Source organism: Pseudomonas sp. DNDY-54 (assembly GCF_019880365.1).
GTDB classification, from domain to species: Bacteria; Pseudomonadota; Gammaproteobacteria; order Pseudomonadales; family Pseudomonadaceae; genus Stutzerimonas; species Stutzerimonas stutzeri_P.
Genome location: NZ_CP082271.1, coordinates 18,099 through 40,139, shown reverse-complemented (window position 1 = coordinate 40,139; position 22,041 = coordinate 18,099). Strand labels below are relative to the sequence as shown.

The following is a 22,041-nucleotide window of genomic DNA, read 5'->3' as shown; positions in this document are numbered from 1 at the left end:
ACCGACTATATTTCGACGCACTCCGCGCCGTTCTCGGCCGTCTCCCTGTAGCCGTTTCGCGTGTTGCTGGGCGGCGCGCGGTGCAGCGCAACGCCATGAGTGTAGAAGAACACTGGCTGTCTCGCCGGTGGGCCCGCCATTCCCATGGCACGGCGCTAGGCGTTTCCCTTGCTATCGGCGGCCGACCGCTTCTCAGCAACCGCCCCGACGGACGGGAACCCGTTGGCCTCGTGCTGGTCCGCTGCCTAACGACGCGAAGTGACGGATCGTCGCGTAGCTGCACCTTCGGCCGTTCACGGAGTCCAACCCAGCACATTCAAAGGGGAGAACATTTATGTCCCGCTTCACTCGCAAACCCACGACACGCGACGAGATCGAGAGCGAAATCCAGAACCTGATGGCCGCGCTTGACGAACTCAAGCACGACGCAACGCGCGAATCGCGCCATCGTTTCAACTCACTGCGCGCGCGCGCTGAGTCGCTATGGCACGACGCGGACTTCGACACGCATCGCCGTGACCTGTCCAAGCGTGGTCGCGAAGCCAGCCGGATGGCGCGGGAATGCGCGCGCGAGCATCCCCTGAGCACGGTCGCGTTGGCCGCCGGCGCCGTGGCGCTGATCGGCTATCTGGTCACGCGCCGCTAAGGGTCGCTGCACATGCTCAACGCCGAAACGCCTCGACTCAAGTTTGCGCTCTACGGGGCGCACTCAAGCCTGGGTAACGCGTTGCTGTGCGAGCTACTGAGCCGTCAGCATGAGGTCGTCACGCTGGTCGACGATCTCAACTCGATGACCGTGCGCCCTGGGCTACGCGCAAAAACCGGCGATCTGTTCGATGCCATCAGCGTGTCGCAGAGCGTAGCCGGCATGGATGCGGTGATCTGTTTGTACGACAGCCCATCGGTGCCCACCGCTTCCGGTGAGGCCGCAGCAGGGCAACCGCAGGATTTCTATCAAGCGGTCGACGCCTTGCTGTCCGGACTGCCGAAAGTCGGTGTTGAACGCCTGCTGCTGGCGGCGGAATTCAGTGCGCGTCGCGAGGAAGCCGGGGTGATCGCCGCGCTTCAACGCATCGCCGAGCACCCGCTGAAATGGACGCTGGTCGATGTCGAGACCGGCGGCGAGGACCTGTCGATCGAAGATTTCAGCAACCTTGAGGGGCTGGATAATAGTGATCGCCGCGTGCAGCTTCGGCGCATCGCCGCCGGCATGGTGGATGAACTGGAAACGCCGCAGCATCTGCATCAGGAAATCCACTTTCGGATCTAAGTGGTCCTCAGCCAGCCAACTGTTGGCGCAACTGGGCGAGAACAGGCGCGGAGTCCGGCCGTACGCCGCGCCACAGTTCGAAAGCTGCAGCAGCCTGCTCGACGAGCATCCCCAAACCGTCACGGGTCAACGCGCCCAGGTTGGCGGCCCATTGGCAGAACGGCGTCGGCTCGGCGCCATACATCATGTCGTAGCAAAGGGTCGTACCCGACCGCACCAGGCTGTCGGCAAGCGGCGGCAGCTCACCGCCGAGGCTGGCTGAGGTGCCGTTGATGATCACATCGAACGGCGCGTGCAGCGCTTCGAATGCGCACGCACTGACCGGGCCCAGTTCGGCGAATTCGCCGGCCAGCTGCTCAGCCTTGCTCAGCGTGCGGTTGGCGATCACCAGGTCTGCAGGGTGTTGCGCCAGCAGCGGCTCCAACACGCCACGTACAGCGCCGCCCGCGCCCAGCAGCAGGATGCGTTTGCCCTGCAAGGTCACGCCGGCGTTATCCAGCAGGTCCCGTACCAGGCCGAGGCCATCGGTGTTGTCGCCCAGCAGCGTGCCGTCTTCCAGCTTTTTCAGGGTATTCACGGCGCCCGCCCGCTGCGCGCGTTCGCTTAGCTGGTCGGCCAGTCGAAAGGCCTGCTCCTTGAACGGCACGGTGACATTGGCGCCCAACCCATGCAGGAAGAAGTCCCGAGCAAAAGCGGGGAAGTCGTCCAGTGGCGCTAGCAGAGGCTCGTAGCTGAGTGCCTGGCCGGTTTGCTCGGCAAACAGACGGTGAATCTGCGGTGACTTGCTGTGGCCGATGGGGTTGCCGAAGACGCCGTAGCGATCCATGAATGCTCCTGATTGTCGTAGCGATTACAGCAGAGGACCCGGGTCAGGGCTGCTCGCCGAGCCAGTCGCGATGCTGCAGAAAATAGTCGGTGAGTCGCGCTTCCGGCGTGCCGGGCTCGGGATGCTTGTCGTACCCCCAGCGCACCAGCGGCGGCAGCGACATCAGAATCGATTCTGTGCGCCCACCGGATTGCAAGCCAAACAGCGTGCCGCGGTCGTAGACCAGGTTGTATTCCACGTAACGGCCGCGGCGCAGCTCCTGGAATTCGCGCTCGCGCGCGCCGAACGGCATCGCTTTACGGCGCTGGACAATCGGCAGATAGGCCTCGATGTAGGCGTCGCCAACCGCCCGCATGAAGGCGAAACTGGTGTCGAAATCCCAGTCGTTCAGGTCATCGAAGAACAACCCGCCCACGCCGCGCGGCTCGTTGCGGTGCTTGATATGGAAGTAGCGGTCACACCACTCCTTGTAGCGCGGGTAGACATCGGCCCCGAAGGGCGCACAGGCGTCACGGGCAACACGATGCCAATGGATGCAGTCTTCCTCGTTGCCGTAGTAGGGCGTCAGGTCGAAGCCGCCGCCAAACCACCAGACCGGCTCTTCGCCTTCCTTTTCAGCGATGAAGAAGCGCACATTGGCGTGGGAGGTGGGCACGTAGGGGTTTTCTGGGTGAATCACCAGCGACACACCCAGCGCCTCGAAGCCACGGCCTGCCAGCTCGGGGCGATGAGCACTGGCCGACGGCGGCAACCCCGTGCCGTGGACATGGGAGAAGTTCACGCCGCCCTTTTCGATCAGTGCACCGTTCTCGATCACCCGGGTCCGGCCACCGCCGCCTGCCGGGCGGGTCCAGGCATCCTCGACGAAGCGAGCGCCGCCGTCTTCGGTTTCAAAGGCGACGCAGATACGGTCCTGCAGGTCGAGCAGGTAGGCTTTGACGGCTTCGGTACGCTCGTTCACGCATTCACCTTGGCAAGTGGCTGCACAGACGTCTCGGCGAGGCCGGGCCGGCGGTGCTGGAACAGAAGGGCCGGCAAGCATATCACCGGCCGATTGACGAACGCGGCCCGTAAGCGTTGGATAGGCTCCTTTGCATTTGCCCAGGAGTCGATATGTCGCAGCGCATTCAGTTCAGCCAGCACGGTGGTCCCGAGGTTCTCGAGCAGGTCGACGCGCCACTCGTCGCGCCGGGTGCCGGTGAGGTGCGGGTTCGTAACCACGCGATCGGCCTGAATTTCATCGACACCTATTTCCGCGGGGGGCTTTATGTGCCGCCTAGCCTGCCCTCAGGCCTGGGTACGGAAGGCGCCGGCGAAATCGAAGCGGTGGGCGAGGGTGTCAGCGAGTTCAAGGTTGGCGATCGTGTCGCCTATGCCACGGGGCCGTTGGGTGCCTACGGCGAACACCACAGGTTGCCGGCCCGGCACCTGGTGAAACTGCCGGACAGCATCAGCTACGAGCAAGCAGCGGCCGTCATGCTCAAGGGCCTGACCACTCAGTACCTGCTGCGGCAGGTCTACCAGCTGAAAGCGGGCGAAACCGTACTCTTCCATGCGGCCGCTGGCGGTGTGGGCTCGATTGCCTGTCAGTGGGCCAAGGCCATCGGCGCGCAGCTGATCGGCGTGGTGGGTTCGGTAGAAAAAGCCGAGCGGGCCAAATCGCTAGGCGCCTGGGCGACCATCGACCGCAGCCAGGACGATATCGTGCAGCGTGTGCTGGAGCTGACCGATGGCAAGAAATGCCCGGTGGTCTATGACTCGGTGGGTAAGAGCAGTTGGGAAGTCTCGCTGGATTGCGTGGCACCGCGCGGGCTGCTGGTGAGCTTCGGCAATGCCTCAGGCGCCGTCACTGGTGTGAATCTTGGCGTGCTGGCGCAAAAAGGCTCGCTGTTCGTGACGCGTCCGGTGCTGGCCGGCTATGCCGACACCGCCGAGCGCCTGCGTGCCATGGCCGCCGAGCTGTTTGAGATGATCGCCAGCGGAAGGATCAAGGTCGAGATCGGTCAACGCTACCCACTCGCGGAGGCCGCCGAGGCGCAGCGCCAGCTCTCCGCTGGCAAGACCACCGGCTCGACGATCCTGCTGCCCTGACTCATACATCCGTGTCGCCGTGCTTTCCCGGTACGGCTCAGGATGGGCGGATCACCTCGCCGTTGCGCAGATCGCGGATGGTACTGGGGTTGCGCCGTCCGCCCAGGGAGCCGCCCAGCACCGCGTCCAACTGGCGGGGGAAGTACTGCTCGACTCGCAAGCGCGAGCGCGCCGAGGGGCGACCGGCCGGGTTGGCGGAGGTGGAGACCAGCGGGCCGGTGAGGGCGCATAGCCTGGCAACGAGAGGATGATCGGTGACTCGGAGCGCCACGCTGTCATGTCTACCGGTGATCCAGTCCGGCAGTCGATCCCGGTGCGGCACCAACCAGGTATTAGGGCCGGGCCAGGTGCCGGCCAAGCGATCCAACCAGCGCTCAGGCAGATCCTCCAAAAGAAAGTCGAACTGTTCGGCGCTGTCGGCGACAAGAATCAGTCCCTTTTCCACGGGGCGTTCCTTCAAGGCGAGCAGCCGATGCACCGCGTCGCTGTCCCAAGGATCGCACCCCAACCCCCATACAGCCTCGGTCGGGTAGGCAATCACCCCGCCGCGCCTGACTACCCGGGCTGCCCGCTGTATACGCCAATTGCCGACCATTGCGACCTCCGCAGAATTGATCGGCGCAGTGTACCCAAGCGCCCATTGCCGTCTAGCTGAACTCAGCCTGCGCGTGCGGTCCAGACGCCGTTTTCGCAGGCGACCAACCCTTCGACCTCAAGCTCGGTCAGGTCTGCCAATACCTGCGCCAACGGCTGCGCAACTGCGCTTGCCAGGGTATCGCTGGTCATCGGCGCGGCAAGCAGCTGGTCGAGTAATGGGTGGGCTGGCCGGGTTGGGTGAGGCTGCGACGGGACTGATGTCTGCTGCCATCCGCGCAGCGCCTGAAGCACGTCTTCGACGCTTTCAACCAGCGCCGCACCCTGACGAATCAGCTGATGGCAACCACGGGCGCCGGGATGGTGAATCGAACCAGGAATGGCATAGACCTCTCGCCCTTGCTCGGCGGCGAGGCGAGCCGTGATCAGCGAGCCGCTGGATGGACTGGCTTCCACGACCAGAACGCCCAACGAGAGGCCGCTGATGATGCGATTACGGCGAGGGAAGTTGGCCGCCTGCGGTGGACAATCCAACGGCAACTCCGAGACCAGCGCGCCGCCTCCTTCGACGATACGGGCGGCCAGATCCAAATGGCGGCGCGGATAAAGGCATTGCAGCCCCGTCCCCAACACGGCAACGGTCTTGCCACCGACATCCAGCGCGCCCTGGTGCGCGGCACCGTCGATGCCCAGGGCAAGCCCACTGGTGATCACGAAGCCGCCACCGGCCAGGCTGCGCGCGAACGCGGTGGCGTTGTCCAGCCCGGGCCGGGAGGCGCGACGGCTGCCAACCATCGCCAGCTGTGGCCGCTCCAGCAGACTCGAATCGCCATCGATGAACAGTAGGGGTGGTGCGTCCGGCAGCTCTGCCAACAGGGCTGGGTAGGTGGGATCGTCCCACATCAACAGTTCATGACCGGGCTGCTCTAACCACCTCAGTGCCAGCGCCGCTCGCTCGCGTATTGCCGGGCTGCGTCGATGTTCAGCGCAGCTGGCCGGCAACCCCAGCGCTCGCCAGGCAGCCGCCGGTGCGCTGAGCGCGGACGAGGCATCAGGGAAGGCACTGAAGAGTTTATGCAGTCGCCGTGGACCGAGATCTGGCAACACATGCAGACGCAGACGGGCTTCCAGTTCGGCAGGGGAAATCGAGGGCATCAGGGAACGTCCTTGTCTCGTCGCACCGCATCCATGCGGTGACAATCAGCAGAAAAAAAGCCCCGCGTGTGCGGGGCTCGGGTAACTCAGGGGTTGCGGACCTTGTCCATCACCGCCAGCGAGCGGGTCGCTTGCAGGACAAGGCCATAGCTGAGCTTGTCGTAGGTGCGGAACACCATCAGCAAACCGGAGCGCTCATCCGGAATCTTCACGTTCTCGCCCGTGACGCGGTCGCGGACGGTTTCGCCGGTTTTGTAAACAGCCAGGACGTTACCGATTTCCAGTCCATCCCGGGCGCCCTTGTTCAACGTCACTACGTCGAACTGTCCGATCTGGGTCACGCCGCGAGGGACGTCCAGAATCACGCCGCTGACGTCTTCTTTCGGCTCGCTCGGCATGAACGTTGAGTTCACTGCACGCTCTTCGCTCGGGAACATCCGATCACCGATTCGCGCTTCCTGGGTGACCCGGGTAAGCATCATCGTGGCGATGTCGCCTTCCATGTCGAGCAGTTCAGCAGTACCGACGTCGTCAGCGTTGATGCCCAGGAATTCTTCGGTCTCAGGATCCACGTAGGTTTTGCCCTGACGGAAGATGCCGTAGATGCCAATATCGTCCTGGAACTCGCCGCGCCCGTAAATCCGGTCACCGGTGCCACTGACGACGCGTTCGGCATTGCCAGCAACAATATAGGGTGCCGCCTCGAACTCGGCAGCGCTATCCACGATGCGGTTGTTCAACAAGAAACTGTTGATGGCTTCCAGCGGGATCGTGCTGATCGCTTCTGCCATGGGCGTGGTGCGAACAGTCGGCGAGAGTTTGATGGTGCCGCGTGAGGCGCCCCGGTTGAGCATGATCCGTGGCTGGCCGTCGACGTAGACCAGGCTCAGGCTGTCACCGGGATAGATCAGATGCGGGTTTTCCACCTGTGGGTTTGCATGCCAGAGTTCGGGCCACTTCCAGGGCTCGCTGAGAAAGCGGCCGGAAATGTCCCAGAGTGTGTCGCCTTTCACTACGGTGTATTGCTCAGGATGGCCATCCTTCAGCTCCACAGCGGCCTGCGCCATGCCGCCAACCGCCACCAGCAGCAGGGCGAGTAGTGATTTCCTCATGTGGTGAATCCCTTTATGATGTGCCTTCACGTAAAGCGCCCTAGCGCCGCAGAAACCCTTGTGGAAAGCGGCGTTAAGCCGTTTACAAGCTGCCCGGCATCTTAGCAGCGGCTTTTGACTTTATTCCATAAGTGCATCACAAACGCATATGGCAATCCTGAACATCCTAGAATTTCCTGATCCGCGCCTGCGCACCATCGCCAAACCGGTGGATGTGGTCGACGACGGCATTCGTCAGCTCATCGACGACATGTTCGAGACCATGTACGACGCTCCCGGCATCGGGCTGGCGGCCACCCAGGTCAATGTGCACAAGCGGGTCGTGGTGATGGATCTGTCCGAAGACAAGTCCGAGCCGCGGGTCTTTATCAATCCCGAGTTCGAATTCCTCACCGACGAGATGGAGCAGTACCAGGAAGGGTGTCTTTCGGTGCCGGGCTTCTACGAAAACGTCGACCGCCCTCAGAAAGTGAAGATCAAGGCGCTGGACCGCGATGGCCAGCCCTACGAACTCATCGCTGAAGGCTTGCTGGCCGTATGCATCCAGCACGAGTGCGATCACCTCAACGGCAAGCTGTTCGTCGACTATCTGTCCAATCTCAAGCGCGACCGGATCAAAAAGAAGCTCGAAAAGCTTCACCGTCAGCAGGCTTGATCCCACCTCAAAGGCTTGCAGCAGCAAGCCTTTTTTATTGGATGAGTCCTTCCATGCGCATCGTTTTTGCCGGAACTCCGGAATTTGCCGCCCAGCATCTGCAGGCCCTGCTCGACGCCGGTCGCGAGGTGATCGCGGTATACACCCAGCCGGACCGCCCGGCCGGCCGCGGGCAGAAGCTGATGCCCAGCCCGGTTAAACAACTGGCCCTGCAGCACGACATCCCGGTTCATCAGCCGCAAACCTTGCGCGACCCCGCAGCCCAGGCCGAACTGGCTTCGCTGCAGGCCGACCTGATGGTCGTGGTCGCCTACGGGTTAATCCTGCCGCAGGCGGTGTTGGACATGCCGCGCCTTGGCTGCATTAACAGCCACGCCTCGCTGCTGCCACGCTGGCGAGGCGCGGCGCCCATCCAGCGCGCGATCGAAGCCGGCGATGCGGAGTCCGGGGTGACGGTAATGCAAATGGAAGCCGGACTGGATACTGGGCCGATGCTGCTCAAGGTCCATACGCCGATAGCGCCTGACGACACCGGCGGAAGCCTTCACGACCGGCTTGCCGCACTGGGTTCGAATGCGGTGGTTGAGGCCGTATCCGCGCTTGAAGCCGGCACACTTGCTGGGGAAATCCAAGATGACAGCCTGGCGACCTATGCGCACAAACTGAACAAGGACGAAGCGCGCATCGACTGGACGCAGCCCGCGGTTGAGCTGGAACGACGGGTGCGCGCGTTTCATCCATGGCCGATTTGCCACAGCACCCTTGATGGTGCGGCCGTGAAAATCCATGCCGCCGAACCGGGCACGGGGCACGGCGTGCCAGGCCAAATCATCGACGCCGACAAGAACGGGCTGGACGTCGCCTGCGGTGAGGGCTCCCTGCGGCTGACACGCCTGCAACTGGCGGGCGGCAAACCCCTGGCATTCAGCGACCTGTTCAATAGTCGCCGGGAGCAGTTCGCCACCGGCAAGGCGTTCGAATAATGTCGATGAATCCTCGTTTGGCCGCGGCCCGTGCATTGGGCGTGGTGCTGTCTGGCAAGGCCTCGCTGAACAGCAGCCTGCCCGATGTGCTGAGCAAGGTAGACGCGCGCGACCGTGGCCTGACGCAGGAGCTGGCATTCGGCACCGCACGCTGGCAGCCGCGCCTGGCAGGCCTGGCCGAGCGTTTGTTGCAGAAGCCATTCAAGGCCGCCGACCGTGACGTTGAAGCCTTGCTGCTGGTTGGTTTGTATCAGCTGTTCTACACCCGTATACCGCCGCATGCTGCCATCGGCGAAACCGTCGGCTGTGCGGAAAAGCTGAAGAAGCCCTGGGCCAAGGGACTGCTCAACGCGGTGCTGCGCAATGCGCAGCGTGACGGCGCGGCCCTGTTTACTGAGCTTGAGCGCGACCCGGTGATCCGTTTCGCCCACCCGCGCTGGCTGCAGAAGTCGCTAAAGGCGCACTGGCCCGATTATTGGGAAGCGATTTGTACGGCCAACAACGCGCATCCGCCGATGATGCTGCGGGTCAATCACCGCCAAGTCGAGCGCGACACTTATCTGGCTGAACTGCAAACCGCAGGCATTGAGGCTTTCGCATGTAGCCACAGCGAAGATGGCATTCGACTCGCTACGGCCTGCGACGTCACTCAGCTGCCGGGCTTTGCCGAGGGCCGCATCAGCGTCCAGGACGAAGCGGCGCAACTGGCCGCCAGCCTGCTCGATCTGGCCCCGGGCCAACGCGTGCTGGATGCCTGCTGCGCGCCGGGCGGCAAGACCTGCCATATCCTGGAACGCGAGCCAGCGCTTGCTGACGTCGTTGCGCTTGATCTGGAGCCCAAGCGGCTGCAGCGGGTGCGGGAAAACCTCGATCGCCTGCAGCTGAACGCCACGCTGGTGGCCGCTGATGCCCGTGCCACGGATCAGTGGTGGGACGGCCAACCGTTTCAGCGCATCCTGCTGGACGCCCCGTGTTCGGCGACCGGTGTGATCCGCCGCCACCCCGACATCAAACTGGCCCGCCAGGCTGACGACATCGCACCGCTGGCGACCTTGCAAGGCGAGATGCTAGACGCACTCTGGCCGACGCTGGCGGTTGGGGGCGTACTGTTGTATGCCACCTGTTCGGTGCTTCCAACGGAGAATCGCGAGGTGATCGAGGCCTTCCTGGCGCGCATGCCGGGCGCCCGTGAGCTGGATCTGCCGAGCGGTTTTGGCATCGAACAGTCTCATGGACGTCAGCTGTTTCCGCAGGAGAATGGCCACGACGGCTTCTACTACGCCAAACTGATAAAAATCGCCGCTCAATCGCCCACGAACATTTCGACATAGGACCCCATCCATTTAGGTGAGTGGGTCCAGCGAGGCAGTACGGACCGGGTTGCGGTGGGCTAAAGCCCACCCTACGTGCTGACAAGCTCCATTCGCAGCGCCGGTGCGTACGGAGAAAAAGGGGGCTTCAGCCCACCGACAGGCGCCCGCATCCCGTCGCGGTGAGCTAATTCACTACGGGTTTTGTTGACGACAAGCTTGGCCAATCAAGGCGGCGAAAACCGTTTTTCAGGAGCAACTTCGTGAAGATCATCATTCTCGGTGCAGGGCAGGTAGGCGGCACGCTTGCCGAAAACCTCGCAAGTGAAGCGAACGACATCACCGTTGTGGACACCGATGCCGATCGCCTGCGTGATCTCGGCGATCGGCTGGACATTCGCACCGTGGTCGGACGCGGCTCGTTTCCCACCGTGCTACGCCAGGCCGGCGCGGATGATGCCGACATGCTGGTCGCGGTGACCAACAGCGACGAAACCAACATGGTTGCCTGTCAGGTCGCCTACACCTTGTTCCATACACCGACCAAGATTGCCCGTGTGCGCGAGTCGGTGTATCTGACCCGTTCCGGCCTGTTCAGCAATGAGGCCATTCCGGTGGACGTACTGATCAGCCCCGAACAGGTTGTGACCAACTACATCAAGCGCCTGATCGAACATCCCGGTTCGTTGCAGGTGATCGACTTCGCGGGCGGCAAGGCACAGCTGGTGGCGGTGCGTGCCTACTACGGGGGGCCGCTGGTCGGTCAGGAACTCCGTCAGATCCGCAAGCACATGCCCAACGTCGATACGCGCGTGGCGGCCATTTTCCGCCGCAACCAGGCGATCCTCCCTCACGGCGACACCGTGATCGAGGCCGACGACGAGGTCTTCTTTATCGCGGCGCGTGGCCATATTCGGGCGGTCATGAGCGAGATGCGCCGGCTCGATGACAACTACAAGCGCATCGTCATCGCCGGTGGCGGGCACATCGGCGAGCGCCTGGCCGAAGCCATCGAAAGCCGTTATCAGGTCAAGATCATCGAGATGAATCCGGCACGCTGCCGCTATCTCTCAGACACCCTCGACAGCACCATCATCCTGCAGGGCAGCGCCTCCGACCGCGATTTGCTGGTGGAGGAGAACATCAACGACGCCGACGTGTTTCTTGCGCTGACCAACGACGACGAGGCCAACATCATGTCCTCGCTGCTGGCCAAGCGCCTCGGCGCGCGCAAGGTGATGTGCATCATCAACAACCCGGCATACGTCGACCTGGTCCAGGGTGGCGAGATCGACATTGCCATCAGCCCGCAGCTGGCCACGATCGGCACGCTGCTGACCCACGTGCGCCGCGGCGATATCGTCAGCGCCCACTCACTGCGGCGGGGTGCAGCCGAGGCCATCGAAGTGATCGCCCATGGTGATTCGCGCTCGAGCAAGGTCGTCGGCCGCGCCATTGGCAAGATCGCCCTGCCACCGGGCACCACCATCGGCGCGGTGATTCGCGACGAGCAGGTGCTGATCGCCCATGACAACACCGTCATAGAATCGGGCGATCACGTGATCCTGTTCCTCGTCGACAAGAAGCACATCCGCGACGTTGAACGGCTGTTCCAGGCCGGCCTGACGTTCTTCTAAGCCCTTCAGAGCACCTCAGCGGCGACCGCATCAACGGCGCTTCTGGCGATCTCGATCACCTGATCGGCTTCGCGCTGCGTCAGGACCAGCGGCGGGGCGAAGCCGAGGATGTCGCCATGGGGCATGGCGCGGGCGATCATGCCGCGCTCCAGGCAGGCAGCCGAGACCCGTGCGCCGACTTTGAGCGCCGGGTCGAAGGGTGTACGTGCTCCCCGGTCCGCCATGAATTCAAGCGCGGCAAGCATGCCCACCCCGCGGACTTCACCCACCAAGGGGTGATCGTCGAATGTCTGGCGCAGCTGCGCGTTAAGGTAGGCCCCCACCTCAGCGGCATTGCCGGCGATGTTCTCGCGCTCCAGGATGGTCAGATTGGCCAGCGCCGCGGCGGCGCAGATTGGATGCCCCGAATAGGTCCAGCCATGGCCCATCGCGCCGTCGCGCGCCGAAGCCTCCTCAATGACATCCCAAACCTTTTCGCCGACGATGACTGCCGATAGCGGCGCGTAGGCGCTGGTCAAGCCCTTAGCCGTGGTGATCAGATCCGGCTTCATGCCAAACAGCTGGCTGCCCATCGGCGTGCCCAGCCGGCCAAAGGCGCAAACTACCTCGTCGGCAATCAACAGAATGTCGTATTTCGACAGCACTGCCTGGACTGCCTCCCAGTAACCCTTGGGCGGAACGATGATGCCGCCGGTGCCCATCACCGGTTCGCCGATGAACGCGGCCACGGTGTCCGGCCCTTCTCGCAGGATCAGCTGCTCCAGGTCGTCGGCACAATGGCGAACAAAGGCGGCCTCATCCATGCCAGCCGGCGCCTTGTAGAAGTGTGGGCAGGCGGCGTGCTTGATGTCCGCATGCGGCAGATCGAAGTGCTGATGGAAGCTGGGCAGGCCGGTCAGGCTGCCGGTCATGATTCCCGAGCCGTGGTAGCCACGCTGACGCGAGATGATTTTCTTCTTCAGCGGGCGACCCAGCACGTTGTTGTAATAACGCACCAGCTTGATCTGCGTTTCGTTGGCATCCGAGCCGGACAACCCGTAATAGACCTTCTTCATCCCGTCGGGCGCCCAGTCGATGATGCGCTGCGAGAGTTCGATAATCGCCTCGGTCGAGTGACCGACGTAGGTGTGGTAATAGGCCAGCTCCTTGGCCTGAGCGTAGATGGCGTCGGCCATCTCGGTTCGCCCGTAACCGATATTGACGCAGTACAAGCCGGCAAAGGCGTCGATGAACTCGCGGCCCTCATGATCGCGGATGCGGATACCCGAAGCGCCGGTAATGATGCGCCCCTTGAGCGCGCCACTGGCGTGGTCGTGAGCATGGGTGGACGGGTGCATGAAATGCGCACGGTCCTGGGCGAATAGCGCGTCGTAGTCGTGGCTCATGGTGTTCTCCGTTTGCTGTGTTGCGCGGGTACGGCCCATCCGGCCCGTTCGGCGGTGGCGTGGTTAACGTCGACAGGGTCAGTAGCGCTGGCCCTGAGGGTAGATGCAGACGTATTGGGTCTCGACGAACGGCTCGAAGCCTTCGCTGCCGCCTTCACGGCCAAGGCCGGAGGCCTTCATGCCGCCGAAGGGGATCGGGTGCCCGGTGAATTTGGTGCCGTTGACCGCAACCATCGCGTGATCCAGCCGACGAATGAGCGGATGGACCACGTCCAGCCGGTTCGAACACACGTAGGCGGCCAGCCCGTATTCGGTGTCGTTGGCCATGGTGACGGCTTCATCCAGGCTGTCGAATGGCAGCACGCCGGCAATCGGCGCGAAGTTTTCCTCGCGGTAGATGCGCATGTCGGGCGTGACGTCGGCCAGCAGGGTGGGCTGCCAGAACCAGCCGCCAAGCGCATGGGGCTCACCGCCGACCAGCAGCCGAGCGCCCTTTTCTCGGGCGTCCGCCACCCGCGCGGCGGTAGCGTCGACCGCTGCCTGGTGCATCAGTGGACCAACCTGACTGCGCTCATCGCAGCCGGGTCCGACGCGCAGCGCCCGCACGGCGCGGGCGAAGCGCGCCAGGAACGCCTCATAGACCGGCCGCTGCACCAGGATACGGTTGGCCGCGCAGCAGTCCTGACCAGAGGTCTGGAACTTGGCGTCCATGGCCACCTGCACCGCGTGATCGAGGTCAGCGTCCTCGCAAATAATCAGGGGGGCATTGCCGCCCAGCTCCAGCGCCACCTTCGTGACCCCGGGCGCGGCAGCGGCGAGTATCAGGCGACCGACGCGGGTCGAGCCGGTAAAGCTCACCGAACGCACGCGCGAATCCTGCACCAGGGTTTCCATGACCATCTGCGGCTCGCCGAGCACCACATTGAACACGCCGGCGGGCAGGCCGGCCTCTTCCGCGAGCTGGGCGAGGGCAAAGGCGGAACAGGGCGTCTCGTGTGCCGGCTTGACCACCACGGTGCAGCCAGCTGCGAGCGCCGCGGCAGCCTTGCGGGCAATCATTGCGCTGGGGAAGTTCCAGGGCGTGAGCAGGGCGCAGACGCCGACCGGCGTTTTCAAGGTGCTCAGTTCGGCATCGGCGATATGGCTCGGAATGGTCCGGCCATAGAGACGCCGAGCTTCCTCGGCGAACCAGGGGATGAAGCTGGCGGCGTAGCGGATCTCACCGCGCGCTTCGTTCAGCGGCTTGCCCTGTTCCTCACAGAGGATGGCGGCCAGGTCCTCCTGATGGCGCAGAATCAACTCGGCCCAGCGCTGCAGCAGGGCGGCGCGCTGATCCAGGCTTTGCCTGCGCCAGTGGGTGAAAGCTCGCGCGGCAGCGTCCACCGCGGCGACGATCTGCTCGCGTTCGAGCATCGGCACATGCGCGATCTCGGCTTGGTTGGCGGGGTTCTGCACGGCGATGCTGGCGCCGCTGCGACTGTGGACCCACTGCCCGTTCACGTAGCAGAGGGATTTGAACAGCACGGGATGGTCGAGCGGCATAGCGATGTCTCCGGGCCGGGTGGCATAGGAGACATGCTAGGGAAGGGTGACTTGGTCTTTTTTTCGTAGCGGCCCGATTGGCGGGCGGAATTTTCTGTTCAGCGGGGGTGAAACAGGAAATGCGCGCGCTGGTGGTGGAATCGTGAAAAGACATTTGAGGCGTCCGACGCGGGCCGCCTCCTCGCGTGTTACGCCGTGGCTGGCTTCTGCTGAGGCAGCATGCGCACGATGGCGTTGAGCAGCATGCCGTACAGCGGCACGAACAGCGCCAGGCTGATGGCCAGCTTGATTACATAATCGACGCTGGCAATTTCCACCCAGTTCGCCGCCATGAAGGGATCATCGCTGTGCCAGAAGGCGATGGAGAAGAACACAAAGGTATCCAGCAGGTTGCCGAATACCGTCGAGGCGCTGGGTGCGACCCACCACTGGCGCAACCGCCGCAGCCGGTCGAACACTTGGATATCGAGAATCTGGCCGAACACGTAGGCGAGGAAACTGGCGATCGCGATGCGGAACACGAACAGGTTGAACTCACCCAAGGCTGCGAAACCGCTGAACGCGCCTTGATGAAACAGCACCGAGACCACGTAAGAGGCGACCAGCGCAGGGACCATGACCTGAGCGATCACCCGCCGCGCCGGGCCTTTGCCGAGCAAACGCACGGTCAGGTCGGTAGCCAGAAAGATGAACGGAAAGCTGAACGCACCCCAGGTGGTGTGCCAGCCGAACAGCGTCATTGGCAGCTGCACCAGGTAGTTGCTGGCAATGATGATGAGGATGTGAAAGGCGATCAGGCCTGCCAGGGTAATCCGACGGGCAGACGAAGGGAGCTGCAACATGGCATGTCCTTTTTGGAAGTGATGGGGTGAGGGAACCCATTTGCCGACCGAGATGATCGAGGCGGCGCGCATTCTAGTGTCAAACCGGCCCCGGGTACAGCCGCACTGGTCAGAACACCTCGATTCGCGACTCTGGAAGCGCGTCGTCAAACGCCGCCGGCGCACTCCCTTCGTCGTGCTTCACACGCTTGGTGACGATGTAGGTGTAGTAGCGTTCGATGCCGAGATCTTCCAGCAACAGAGTGTCGATGAAGCGCTGATAGTGGTCGATGTCGCGTGCGCGGATCATCGCGATGTAGTCGACGCCGCCGCCGGTGGCATAGCAGAACGCAACCTCCGGGGCGTCGGCCAGGCGCTGTTCGAATCGTCGCATGTCCTGCGCGGTGTGCCGCGCCAGGCTGATTTCCACCAGCACCTGCTGTGTACGGAACAGCGCGCCCCAATCGATCAGCGCCCGATAGCCGCGCACCAGCCCCGCGGCCTCAAGCTTGCGCACGCGCTCCCAGGCCGGGGTTACCGAGAGGTTGATCGCCTCGGCCAGGGCCGATTTGGTGATCCGCCCGTCTTCGGACAGGATGCGCAAGATTTTCAGGTCATAGCGATCAAGCTTGTGCATGGTGGCGCCCCCCAGCCAACCCACCCCAAGGCGCGGCCCGTCCTGCAGCGCCTCTGGATAAAGCGCCCGGTGAAATGTCGAATCCCGGTCGCACCGTCAGCCTGTTCACCGCACCACCTCGGCAATCACGGCCAGCGTATCGCCGATTTGGACTCGCCCGGGAAAATGCCGCGCGGCCAATAGCCCGCTACGCCGTGCGTGATAATCAACCGGTCCCACGCCGGTGCCACGGGCATCATGCACCCGCGCCACCAACTCACCGGCCTCGACGGGCTCGCCCAGATCCTTGCACAGCTCAAGCAGCCCATCGCTTTCGCTGCAGACGTAACAGTCGCCGTCGGGCATATCCAGCATCACTGATTCGGCCGATTCGATTTCACCGTCAAGCAACTCGAAGTGAACCAGCAGGTTACGGACACCGCGCTCCGCGATGGCCAACGTTCGTGCGCTGATGGAGCCACCGCCACCGAGTTCGGTCGTGACGAACACCTTGCCCAGCGCTTCGGCGGCCGTGTCGTACAGGCCCTGCGCGTCTTGCTCGAGCATACGCATGCAGTAGGGTGCGCAGAACGCCCGCATGCCGGCCTCGCAACGCGCCTGCTGTGCCTTGTCGGGCAGCACATGGCAGGCGGCGAACGGCAGGAAGTCGAGGGTTTTGCCGCCGGAATGGATATCCAGCACCAGGTCGGCCATCGGCAGCAGGCTGCGCTGAAAGTAGTCTGCAATCTTCTGTGTCACCGTACCGTCCGGGCGGCCCGGAAAGCTACGGTTCAGGTTGCCCTGGTCGATCGGCGAGGTACGAGTCCCGGCCCACACTGCCGGAGCGTTCATGAACGGGACGATGATCACTCGCCCAGCGACAACCTTTGGATCGAGGCTGCTGGCCAGCTTGCTCAGTGCCAGCGGGCCTTCGTACTCGTCGCCGTGGTTGCCGCCGGTAAACAGCGCAGTGGCCCCCGATCCGTTCTTCACCACGGTGACGGGGATCATCACCGCGCCCCAGGCTGAATCGTCACGTGAGTAGGGCAGGCGCAGATAGCCGTGCTGCACACCGTCTCGCTCGAAGTCGACGGTGGGGCGGATGGGATTGCGCAACAGCGTTTCACTCATGGCTCAGTCCTTTACGTAGAGCTTGCGCGGCAAGTCGCAGAAGGTTTCCATGCCGGTCTCGGTGATCAGGATGCTTTCGGTAATCTCCAGCCCCCAATCCTCCATCCACAGGCCCGGTATGAAGTGAAACGTCATGCCCGCCACGAGCACGCTTTCATCGCTCGGTCGAAGGCTCATGGTCCGCTCGCCCCAGTCCGGCGGATAGCTGATACCGATCGGGTAACCGCAGCGGCTGTCCTTGTGCATATCGAACTTGCCGAGCACTTTGCAGAACGCCCGGGCGATGTCGCCGGTGGTATTGCCCGGACGCGCCACGGCGAGGCCCGCCGATATGCCCTCAACCACGGCCTGCTCGGCCTCAAGAAAGTGCGCGGGCGGCTTGCCCAGGTAAATGGTTCGCGACAGCGGACAGTGATAGCGCTTGTAGCAGCCGGCGATCTCGAAATAGGTACCGGCGCCGAGCTGAAACGGGTTGTCGTTCCAGGTCAGATGCGGGGCGCTGGCGTCGGCGCCGGTCGGCAGCAACGGCACGATTGCCGGGTAGTCACCGCCGTGGCCCTCAACGCCGAGAATGCCAGCGCGGTAGATATCGGCGACCAGCTCGTTCTTGCGCAGCCCCGGCTCAATGCGCTCGAAGAGCGCCTCGTGCATGCGCTGGACGATTCGGGCGGCGACGCGCATGTAGGCGATTTCCTGCGGTGATTTCACCGCCCGCTGCCAGTTGACCAGCGCCGTGGCGTCGACGAAAACGGTGTGCGGCAAATGCTGCTGCAGCGAGCGGAACGCCGCCGCGCTGAAGTAGTAATTGTCCATCTCGACGCCGATGGCCAGGCGGTCCCATCCATGCGCGGCGATCACCTCGCAGGACAGGTAGTCCATCGGGTGCCTCACGCTGGACTGCACGTAGTGGTCCGGGTAGCCGACGATATCGTCGTCGCCCATGTAGACGGTGCGGCGCGCGCCATTGGCATCCTGACTGCGGCCGAACCAGAGCGGGTCGCCCTCGAGCGCCAGCAACACGCACTGGTGCACGTAAAACGACCAGCCGTCATAGCCGGTCAGCCACGCCATGTTCGAGGGATCGGTAACGATCAGCAGCTCGATACCACGCGCCGCCATGGCGTGCCTGACCTTGGCGACACGTAACGCATATTCCTCCCGGCTGAACGGGAGATTGACGACGATCTCGGACATCTTCTTTTGCCCTCGTGGGTGGCCCGCGCTTGGTCTGCAGGGGCGAGCTGGCTCGTGGGCTGGGGCAAAATGCGGCCCGAGCGCGAGTAGGCTCGCGTCTGAAGATCAGGGGTTGAAGATGAAACCCCTGCCTGCGGCGCGCGCCCTGTCGAAGGCGAAGCTGGCGATGGCAGTGTCCTGCGCGCCGGTACCGGTCAGGTCGCAGAGCGTGATCTGACCGGCCGACGTCCGTCCGGGATGATGCCCGGCGATCACCTGACCGAGTTCGACGAAGGGCGCCGAGTCGTCCACGGCGTTTGCCGCGAGGGCGTGGTGCAATTCGCCCAGGACCCGGGTCTGGCTGAGCCGGTCGGCGACGTAAAGATCGCAGGCCGCCAGCGCCTCGGCGGCCACCTCATTCTTGTGTTCGGCATCCGAGCCCATGGCGGTGATATGCAGGCCCGGCTGTAGATGATGCGCCTGAATCAGGGGCGTGCGACTTGGCGTGGTGGTAATGGCAATGTCAACGCCGTCCATGGCGCCGTCGAGGTTGTCGGCAACATGCGCCTCGACACCTGCCAGCTCGCCGGCAAAGGCCTCCGCCTTTGCCGGATCACGCGCCCAGACGCGTACCTCACGGATATCCCGCACCAGCCGCAGGGCAGCGAGCTGCAGGCGCGCCTGTTCGCCGGCACCCATGATCGCAACGCGACGGGCATCCGGCCGGCTCAGCCATTTGGCCGCCACCGCACCCGCCGCGGCCGTCCGCACCGCGGTGAGGAAGCCGTTGTCCAACAACAGGGCGTCGAGCAATCCGGTACGCGCCGAGAACAGCATCATCAGGCCGTTTAGGCTGGGCAAGCCGATTGCCGGGTTATCGAAAAACCCGGGGCTGACCTTGATGGCAAAGCGCGGCAGCCCAGGCAGGTAGGCGGTCTTAACGTCGACCTCACCGTTGTACTCGGGAATATCCAAACGCAGGACCGGCGGCATTGCCACCGACGTCGTCGCGAGCAAACGAAACGCATGTTCGACCGCGTCGAGGCTGGCCGGATCAAGGGCCAGGCAGGCGCGGAGATCGGTTTCGCTGAGCAGAATGGTCTCGGCCATGTTGATCTCCATCGACGTGCTCCGGGCGCACCGGTAGCGGGGTTGCCGGGATTGGGTTGTTATTCGTTGGCGCCGTTAAGCACGCGCAGGTGCTGGTCGATGTCGACGTTGCGGCCACTGATAACCACCACCACCGGCCCGCGAGGCACGAGCGCGCCCTCAAGCAGCGCCGCGATGCCGACGGCCGCCGCTCCTTCCAGCACCAGCCGCTCTCGGTGATAGGCGTGGCGCATGCCGGCGGCGATGGTGGGCTCGTCGAGCAGAACGATGCTGTCGGCGAGCGCGCGGACCATCGCGAAGGTGTAGCGATTGTTCAGACCGATGCCGCCGCCGAGCGAATCAGCCAGGCTTCGGCCTTCTTCCACCTCGACCGGATGACCGGCCGCAAGGCTCGCCTGCATGGCCGCCCCGCAGCGCATGCTGATGCCATGGGCTCGAATCTCGGGTCGCTGGCCCTTGAGACCGAGGGCGACGCCGGCAAACAGTCCGCCACCGGACAGCGGCACCAGCACGTCGGCAACTTCAGGGCACTGTTCAAGGATCTCCAGACCGAGCGAGCCCTGGCCGGCAATGATGTCGGCATGATCGAAGGCGGGAATGAAGACCGCGCCCTGTTCACGAGCAATGCGTTCAGCTTCGCGCTGCGCATCATCCTGGCTGTGGCCGACGATGACCACGTCTGCGCCAAGCTCACGGATCAACTGAACCTTGTTCGACGGTACCAACTTCGACAGGCAAACGATGGCTTTAACACCCTGCTGCGCGGCGGCAAAGGCGAGCGCTCGACCATGATTGCCGGTGGAGGCAGTGACCACGCCGAGGCGCTTCTGCGCGTGCGACAGTTGTGACACCGCATGGCTGGCGCCGCGCAACTTGAAACTTCCGGTGGCCTGTTGCGATTCCAGCTTCAACCACACCGGAACGCCAATCAGCTGACTGAGCGACGCCGACCGCTCCAGAGACGTTTCACGAATGAGCCCGCGGATGCGTTCGCGGGCCTCGAAGAGCTGATCAAGAACAATCGGCTGCATGGCGTACATTCCGATGGAGAATGGAGCCGAGTGTAGGAGCGGCCATTTCGCCAGCCCAATGTACTAGGACGCTTTATTTTCGGGCCATGATTGGGCTGCGCTGGGCCAGGGCGTGCACCCTTTCAGCGCCGCGGTGACGATGGATCGACGGCACCTGAGGGCACCGCCTGCTATGTCAGCGCGCACCGCGAAATTCATGAATCTCTGGGTACTGTTCGAATATTTCACGGACGCTGGATAACCCCGCGCGTAATCGCTCGTCGTCGCATTCAGCGCCAATGCACAAGCGCATCGCCCTCGGGCGTGGCGTACCAGGCGGCAAAAACGGGTCCGGCAGGGTCAGCGCCACGCCACGTCGACGCAGCTCACGCTGCAGTGCATCCAGCTCCCAGTGCTCGGGGACATTCAACCAGGCGCTGAGCGACATCGGATGGCTGCCGCGCAGGTAGTCGCCCAGCTCGTCCGTCACGGCGGCCTGGCGGACAGCGATCAACTGACGTTGCAACCGCACCAGTTCATCGGCCTGCCCCCGCTCGATCCAGCGCGTGGCGATCTCGCCAAGCAACGGCGCCGCCATCCAGCTGTTGACCCGCAGAATGCTCTCGGTGCGCAACGCCAGTCGACGGGGCATGGCCAGGTAACCGATACGCAGCCCGGTGAGCACAGACTTGGTGAGGCTGGTGCAGTAGAACGACAATTCGGGCAGGTAATGGCTGATCGGCAAGGCGTCGCGATGGTCGCCAAGCAGCGGACCGTAGACATCGTCTTCGATGACATAGACGCCGTAGCGCCGAGCGATCTCCGCGATCTCCCGACGGCGCATGTCCGGCATCACACTGCTGGTCGGGTTATTCAGATTAGGCGTGCACACCAACGCGGTGACCCGCTCATTGCCGCAGAGGTCCTCAAAGTGCTCCGGATCGAGCCCATGGCGATCGGTTTCCACGCCCTGTAGGGTGAAGCCGAGCACCTGCGCCGTCCCGATAACGCCGTGATCGGTGCAGTTTTCGCACAGCACCACGTCATCCGGGCCTGCCAGCGATGCAAGCGCGAGGAATATCGAGTGAGAGGTGCCGTTGGTCAGCAGCAAGTCCTGCAACTCGACGTTCAGGCCTAACCCGGCAAGCCACTGCACCCCCACTTCGCGGTGATGCTCGAACCCCGCAATGGGCCGGCACGCATGGATCCACGGCTGCTCATGCTCAGCGGCCAGCTCCGCGCAGGTTTGTCGCCAATAGCGATCATGGATGTCGGTGCGAATGATGCGCGCCGTGGAAAAGTCGAGCAGCGAATTCTCGCCGCGGTCGAGCATGGAGCTGGCGACGCGCTCGCTGATGCGCCGGCTGACGAAACTGCCGCGTCCGACCTCACACCGCACCCAGCCCTGACGCTCAAGCTCCTTGTAGGCGTTGGTCACCGTTTGCACGCTGACATCGAGCTGCTCGGCGAGCAGGCGCTGCGGCGGCAGGCGCTGGCCGTCATGCAGGCTGCCTTTTTCGATATCGGTGGCCACTGCCGTGACCAGCAGCTTGTATTTCGACACGCCACTGCCAGCAGAGAGCAGGGCCTGTTTCCAGTTGTGCATGACGTTCCCCTCAG

General features: G+C 63.6%; 21 protein-coding genes. 7 read left to right on the top strand and 14 right to left on the bottom strand.

Features of this window, described 5'->3' with window-relative positions:
• Positions 1-334 precede the first annotated feature (334 nt).
• Both K4O48_RS00190 and K4O48_RS00185 read left to right on the top strand, forming a co-directional pair.
• On the top strand, positions 335-646 hold the full coding sequence (locus K4O48_RS00190; protein ID WP_222910207.1) for a glycine zipper domain-containing protein: 312 nt from the start codon (positions 335-337) through the stop codon (positions 644-646).
• Between the two features lie 12 nt (positions 647-658).
• Positions 659-1,270 (top strand): NAD(P)-dependent oxidoreductase, encoded by a 612-nt coding sequence (locus K4O48_RS00185; RefSeq protein WP_222910206.1) that lies wholly within the window; start codon positions 659-661, stop codon positions 1,268-1,270.
• Positions 1,271-1,277: 7 nt separating this feature from the next.
• Here K4O48_RS00185 and aroE read toward each other — a convergent pair whose 3' ends face one another.
• Positions 1,278-2,096, bottom strand: a complete 819-nt coding sequence (gene aroE / locus K4O48_RS00180; protein WP_222910205.1) for a shikimate dehydrogenase — start codon at positions 2,094-2,096, stop codon at positions 1,278-1,280.
• 43 nt (positions 2,097-2,139) lie between these two features.
• Positions 2,140-3,057, bottom strand: a complete 918-nt coding sequence (hemF, locus tag K4O48_RS00175) for an oxygen-dependent coproporphyrinogen oxidase (protein WP_222910204.1) — start codon at positions 3,055-3,057, stop codon at positions 2,140-2,142.
• Positions 3,058-3,209: 152 nt separating this feature from the next.
• On the opposite strand from hemF, the gene K4O48_RS00170 reads away from it, so the two are divergent.
• A complete protein-coding gene (locus K4O48_RS00170; RefSeq protein WP_222910203.1) occupies positions 3,210-4,187 on the top strand; it encodes a quinone oxidoreductase family protein in 978 nt (325 codons plus the stop codon).
• 37 nt (positions 4,188-4,224) lie between these two features.
• Here the strand turns inward: K4O48_RS00170 and K4O48_RS00165 are convergent, their stop codons facing one another.
• The 3 genes from K4O48_RS00165 to K4O48_RS00155 form a co-directional block, all read right to left on the bottom strand.
• A complete protein-coding gene (locus tag K4O48_RS00165; RefSeq protein WP_222910202.1) occupies positions 4,225-4,782 on the bottom strand; it encodes an L-threonylcarbamoyladenylate synthase in 558 nt (185 codons plus the stop codon).
• A 62-nt stretch (positions 4,783-4,844) separates the two neighbouring features.
• A complete protein-coding gene (dprA, locus tag K4O48_RS00160; RefSeq protein ID WP_222910201.1) occupies positions 4,845-5,936 on the bottom strand; it encodes a DNA-processing protein DprA in 1,092 nt (363 codons plus the stop codon).
• 86 nt (positions 5,937-6,022) lie between these two features.
• Positions 6,023-7,048, bottom strand: coding sequence for a LysM peptidoglycan-binding domain-containing protein (locus K4O48_RS00155; protein ID WP_222910200.1), 1,026 nt, complete (start codon positions 7,046-7,048; stop codon positions 6,023-6,025).
• 148 nt (positions 7,049-7,196) lie between these two features.
• Between K4O48_RS00155 and def the strand changes: the two genes are divergently transcribed.
• The 4 genes from def to trkA all read left to right on the top strand — a co-directional run bounded on the left by def (position 7,197) and on the right by trkA (position 11,633).
• Positions 7,197-7,703, top strand: coding sequence for a peptide deformylase (gene def / locus K4O48_RS00150; RefSeq protein WP_073303780.1), 507 nt, complete (start codon positions 7,197-7,199; stop codon positions 7,701-7,703).
• Positions 7,704-7,744: 41 nt separating this feature from the next.
• Positions 7,745-8,686, top strand: a complete 942-nt coding sequence (gene fmt, locus K4O48_RS00145) for a methionyl-tRNA formyltransferase (RefSeq protein ID WP_222910199.1) — start codon at positions 7,745-7,747, stop codon at positions 8,684-8,686.
• Between the two features lie 5 nt (positions 8,687-8,691).
• Complete coding sequence (rsmB, locus tag K4O48_RS00140) at positions 8,692-10,017, top strand: 16S rRNA (cytosine(967)-C(5))-methyltransferase RsmB (RefSeq protein WP_222911899.1); 1,326 nt, start codon at positions 8,692-8,694, stop codon at positions 10,015-10,017.
• Positions 10,018-10,259: 242 nt separating this feature from the next.
• Entirely contained in the window at positions 10,260-11,633 is a 1,374-nt protein-coding gene (gene trkA, locus K4O48_RS00135; protein WP_222910198.1) for a Trk system potassium transporter TrkA, read from the top strand.
• 5 nt (positions 11,634-11,638) lie between these two features.
• Here the strand turns inward: trkA and K4O48_RS00130 are convergent, their stop codons facing one another.
• The 9 genes from K4O48_RS00130 to K4O48_RS00090 form a co-directional block, all read right to left on the bottom strand.
• Positions 11,639-13,018 (bottom strand): aspartate aminotransferase family protein, encoded by a 1,380-nt coding sequence (locus K4O48_RS00130; protein ID WP_222910197.1) that lies wholly within the window; start codon positions 13,016-13,018, stop codon positions 11,639-11,641.
• A 78-nt stretch (positions 13,019-13,096) separates the two neighbouring features.
• Positions 13,097-14,560 carry an NAD-dependent succinate-semialdehyde dehydrogenase gene (locus tag K4O48_RS00125; protein WP_222910196.1) on the bottom strand — a complete coding sequence of 488 codons (1,464 nt, stop codon included), beginning with the start codon at positions 14,558-14,560 and terminating at the stop codon, positions 13,097-13,099.
• Between the two features lie 188 nt (positions 14,561-14,748).
• Positions 14,749-15,402 (bottom strand): 7-cyano-7-deazaguanine/7-aminomethyl-7-deazaguanine transporter, encoded by a 654-nt coding sequence (locus tag K4O48_RS00120; protein ID WP_222910195.1) that lies wholly within the window; start codon positions 15,400-15,402, stop codon positions 14,749-14,751.
• Positions 15,403-15,511: 109 nt separating this feature from the next.
• Complete coding sequence (locus tag K4O48_RS00115) at positions 15,512-16,018, bottom strand: Lrp/AsnC family transcriptional regulator (RefSeq protein WP_222910194.1); 507 nt, start codon at positions 16,016-16,018, stop codon at positions 15,512-15,514.
• Positions 16,019-16,123: 105 nt separating this feature from the next.
• Positions 16,124-17,128 (bottom strand): N(2)-acetyl-L-2,4-diaminobutanoate deacetylase DoeB, encoded by a 1,005-nt coding sequence (doeB, locus tag K4O48_RS00110; protein WP_222910193.1) that lies wholly within the window; start codon positions 17,126-17,128, stop codon positions 16,124-16,126.
• A gap of 3 nt (positions 17,129-17,131) precedes the next feature.
• The gene (gene doeA / locus K4O48_RS00105) at positions 17,132-18,322 is read right to left on the bottom strand and encodes an ectoine hydrolase DoeA (RefSeq protein ID WP_222910192.1); all 1,191 of its coding nucleotides are present in this window, start codon (positions 18,320-18,322) and stop codon (positions 17,132-17,134) included.
• Between the two features lie 105 nt (positions 18,323-18,427).
• Entirely contained in the window at positions 18,428-19,411 is a 984-nt protein-coding gene (locus K4O48_RS00100; RefSeq protein WP_222910191.1) for a cyclodeaminase, read from the bottom strand.
• Positions 19,412-19,470: 59 nt separating this feature from the next.
• Positions 19,471-20,442 (bottom strand): hydroxyectoine utilization dehydratase EutB, encoded by a 972-nt coding sequence (gene eutB / locus K4O48_RS00095; protein WP_222910190.1) that lies wholly within the window; start codon positions 20,440-20,442, stop codon positions 19,471-19,473.
• 175 nt (positions 20,443-20,617) lie between these two features.
• On the bottom strand, positions 20,618-22,027 hold the full coding sequence (locus K4O48_RS00090) for a PLP-dependent aminotransferase family protein (RefSeq protein WP_222910189.1): 1,410 nt from the start codon (positions 22,025-22,027) through the stop codon (positions 20,618-20,620).
• Positions 22,028-22,041 lie beyond the last annotated feature (14 nt).

Excerpts from the sequence above, each read along its gene's own strand:
- K4O48_RS00190 (WP_222910207.1), top strand. The coding sequence starts at position 335 with ATGTCCCGCTTCACTCGCAAACCCACGACACGCGACGAGATCGAGAGC.
- K4O48_RS00185 (WP_222910206.1), top strand. The coding sequence starts at position 659 with ATGCTCAACGCCGAAACGCCTCGACTCAAGTTTGCGCTCTACGGGGCG.
- aroE (WP_222910205.1), bottom strand. The coding sequence starts at position 2,096 with ATGGATCGCTACGGCGTCTTCGGCAACCCCATCGGCCACAGCAAGTCA.
- K4O48_RS00170 (WP_222910203.1), top strand. The coding sequence starts at position 3,210 with ATGTCGCAGCGCATTCAGTTCAGCCAGCACGGTGGTCCCGAGGTTCTC.
- K4O48_RS00165 (WP_222910202.1), bottom strand. The coding sequence starts at position 4,782 with ATGGTCGGCAATTGGCGTATACAGCGGGCAGCCCGGGTAGTCAGGCGC.
- dprA (WP_222910201.1), bottom strand. The coding sequence starts at position 5,936 with ATGCCCTCGATTTCCCCTGCCGAACTGGAAGCCCGTCTGCGTCTGCAT.
- K4O48_RS00155 (WP_222910200.1), bottom strand. The coding sequence starts at position 7,048 with ATGAGGAAATCACTACTCGCCCTGCTGCTGGTGGCGGTTGGCGGCATG.
- def (WP_073303780.1), top strand. The coding sequence starts at position 7,197 with ATGGCAATCCTGAACATCCTAGAATTTCCTGATCCGCGCCTGCGCACC.
- fmt (WP_222910199.1), top strand. The coding sequence starts at position 7,745 with ATGAGTCCTTCCATGCGCATCGTTTTTGCCGGAACTCCGGAATTTGCC.
- rsmB (WP_222911899.1), top strand. The coding sequence starts at position 8,692 with ATGAATCCTCGTTTGGCCGCGGCCCGTGCATTGGGCGTGGTGCTGTCT.
- K4O48_RS00130 (WP_222910197.1), bottom strand. The coding sequence starts at position 13,018 with ATGAGCCACGACTACGACGCGCTATTCGCCCAGGACCGTGCGCATTTC.
- K4O48_RS00125 (WP_222910196.1), bottom strand. The coding sequence starts at position 14,560 with ATGCCGCTCGACCATCCCGTGCTGTTCAAATCCCTCTGCTACGTGAAC.
- K4O48_RS00120 (WP_222910195.1), bottom strand. The coding sequence starts at position 15,402 with ATGTTGCAGCTCCCTTCGTCTGCCCGTCGGATTACCCTGGCAGGCCTG.
- K4O48_RS00115 (WP_222910194.1), bottom strand. The coding sequence starts at position 16,018 with ATGCACAAGCTTGATCGCTATGACCTGAAAATCTTGCGCATCCTGTCC.
- doeB (WP_222910193.1), bottom strand. The coding sequence starts at position 17,128 with ATGAGTGAAACGCTGTTGCGCAATCCCATCCGCCCCACCGTCGACTTC.
- doeA (WP_222910192.1), bottom strand. The coding sequence starts at position 18,322 with ATGTCCGAGATCGTCGTCAATCTCCCGTTCAGCCGGGAGGAATATGCG.
- K4O48_RS00100 (WP_222910191.1), bottom strand. The coding sequence starts at position 19,411 with ATGGCCGAGACCATTCTGCTCAGCGAAACCGATCTCCGCGCCTGCCTG.
- eutB (WP_222910190.1), bottom strand. The coding sequence starts at position 20,442 with ATGCAGCCGATTGTTCTTGATCAGCTCTTCGAGGCCCGCGAACGCATC.
- K4O48_RS00090 (WP_222910189.1), bottom strand. The coding sequence starts at position 22,027 with ATGCACAACTGGAAACAGGCCCTGCTCTCTGCTGGCAGTGGCGTGTCG.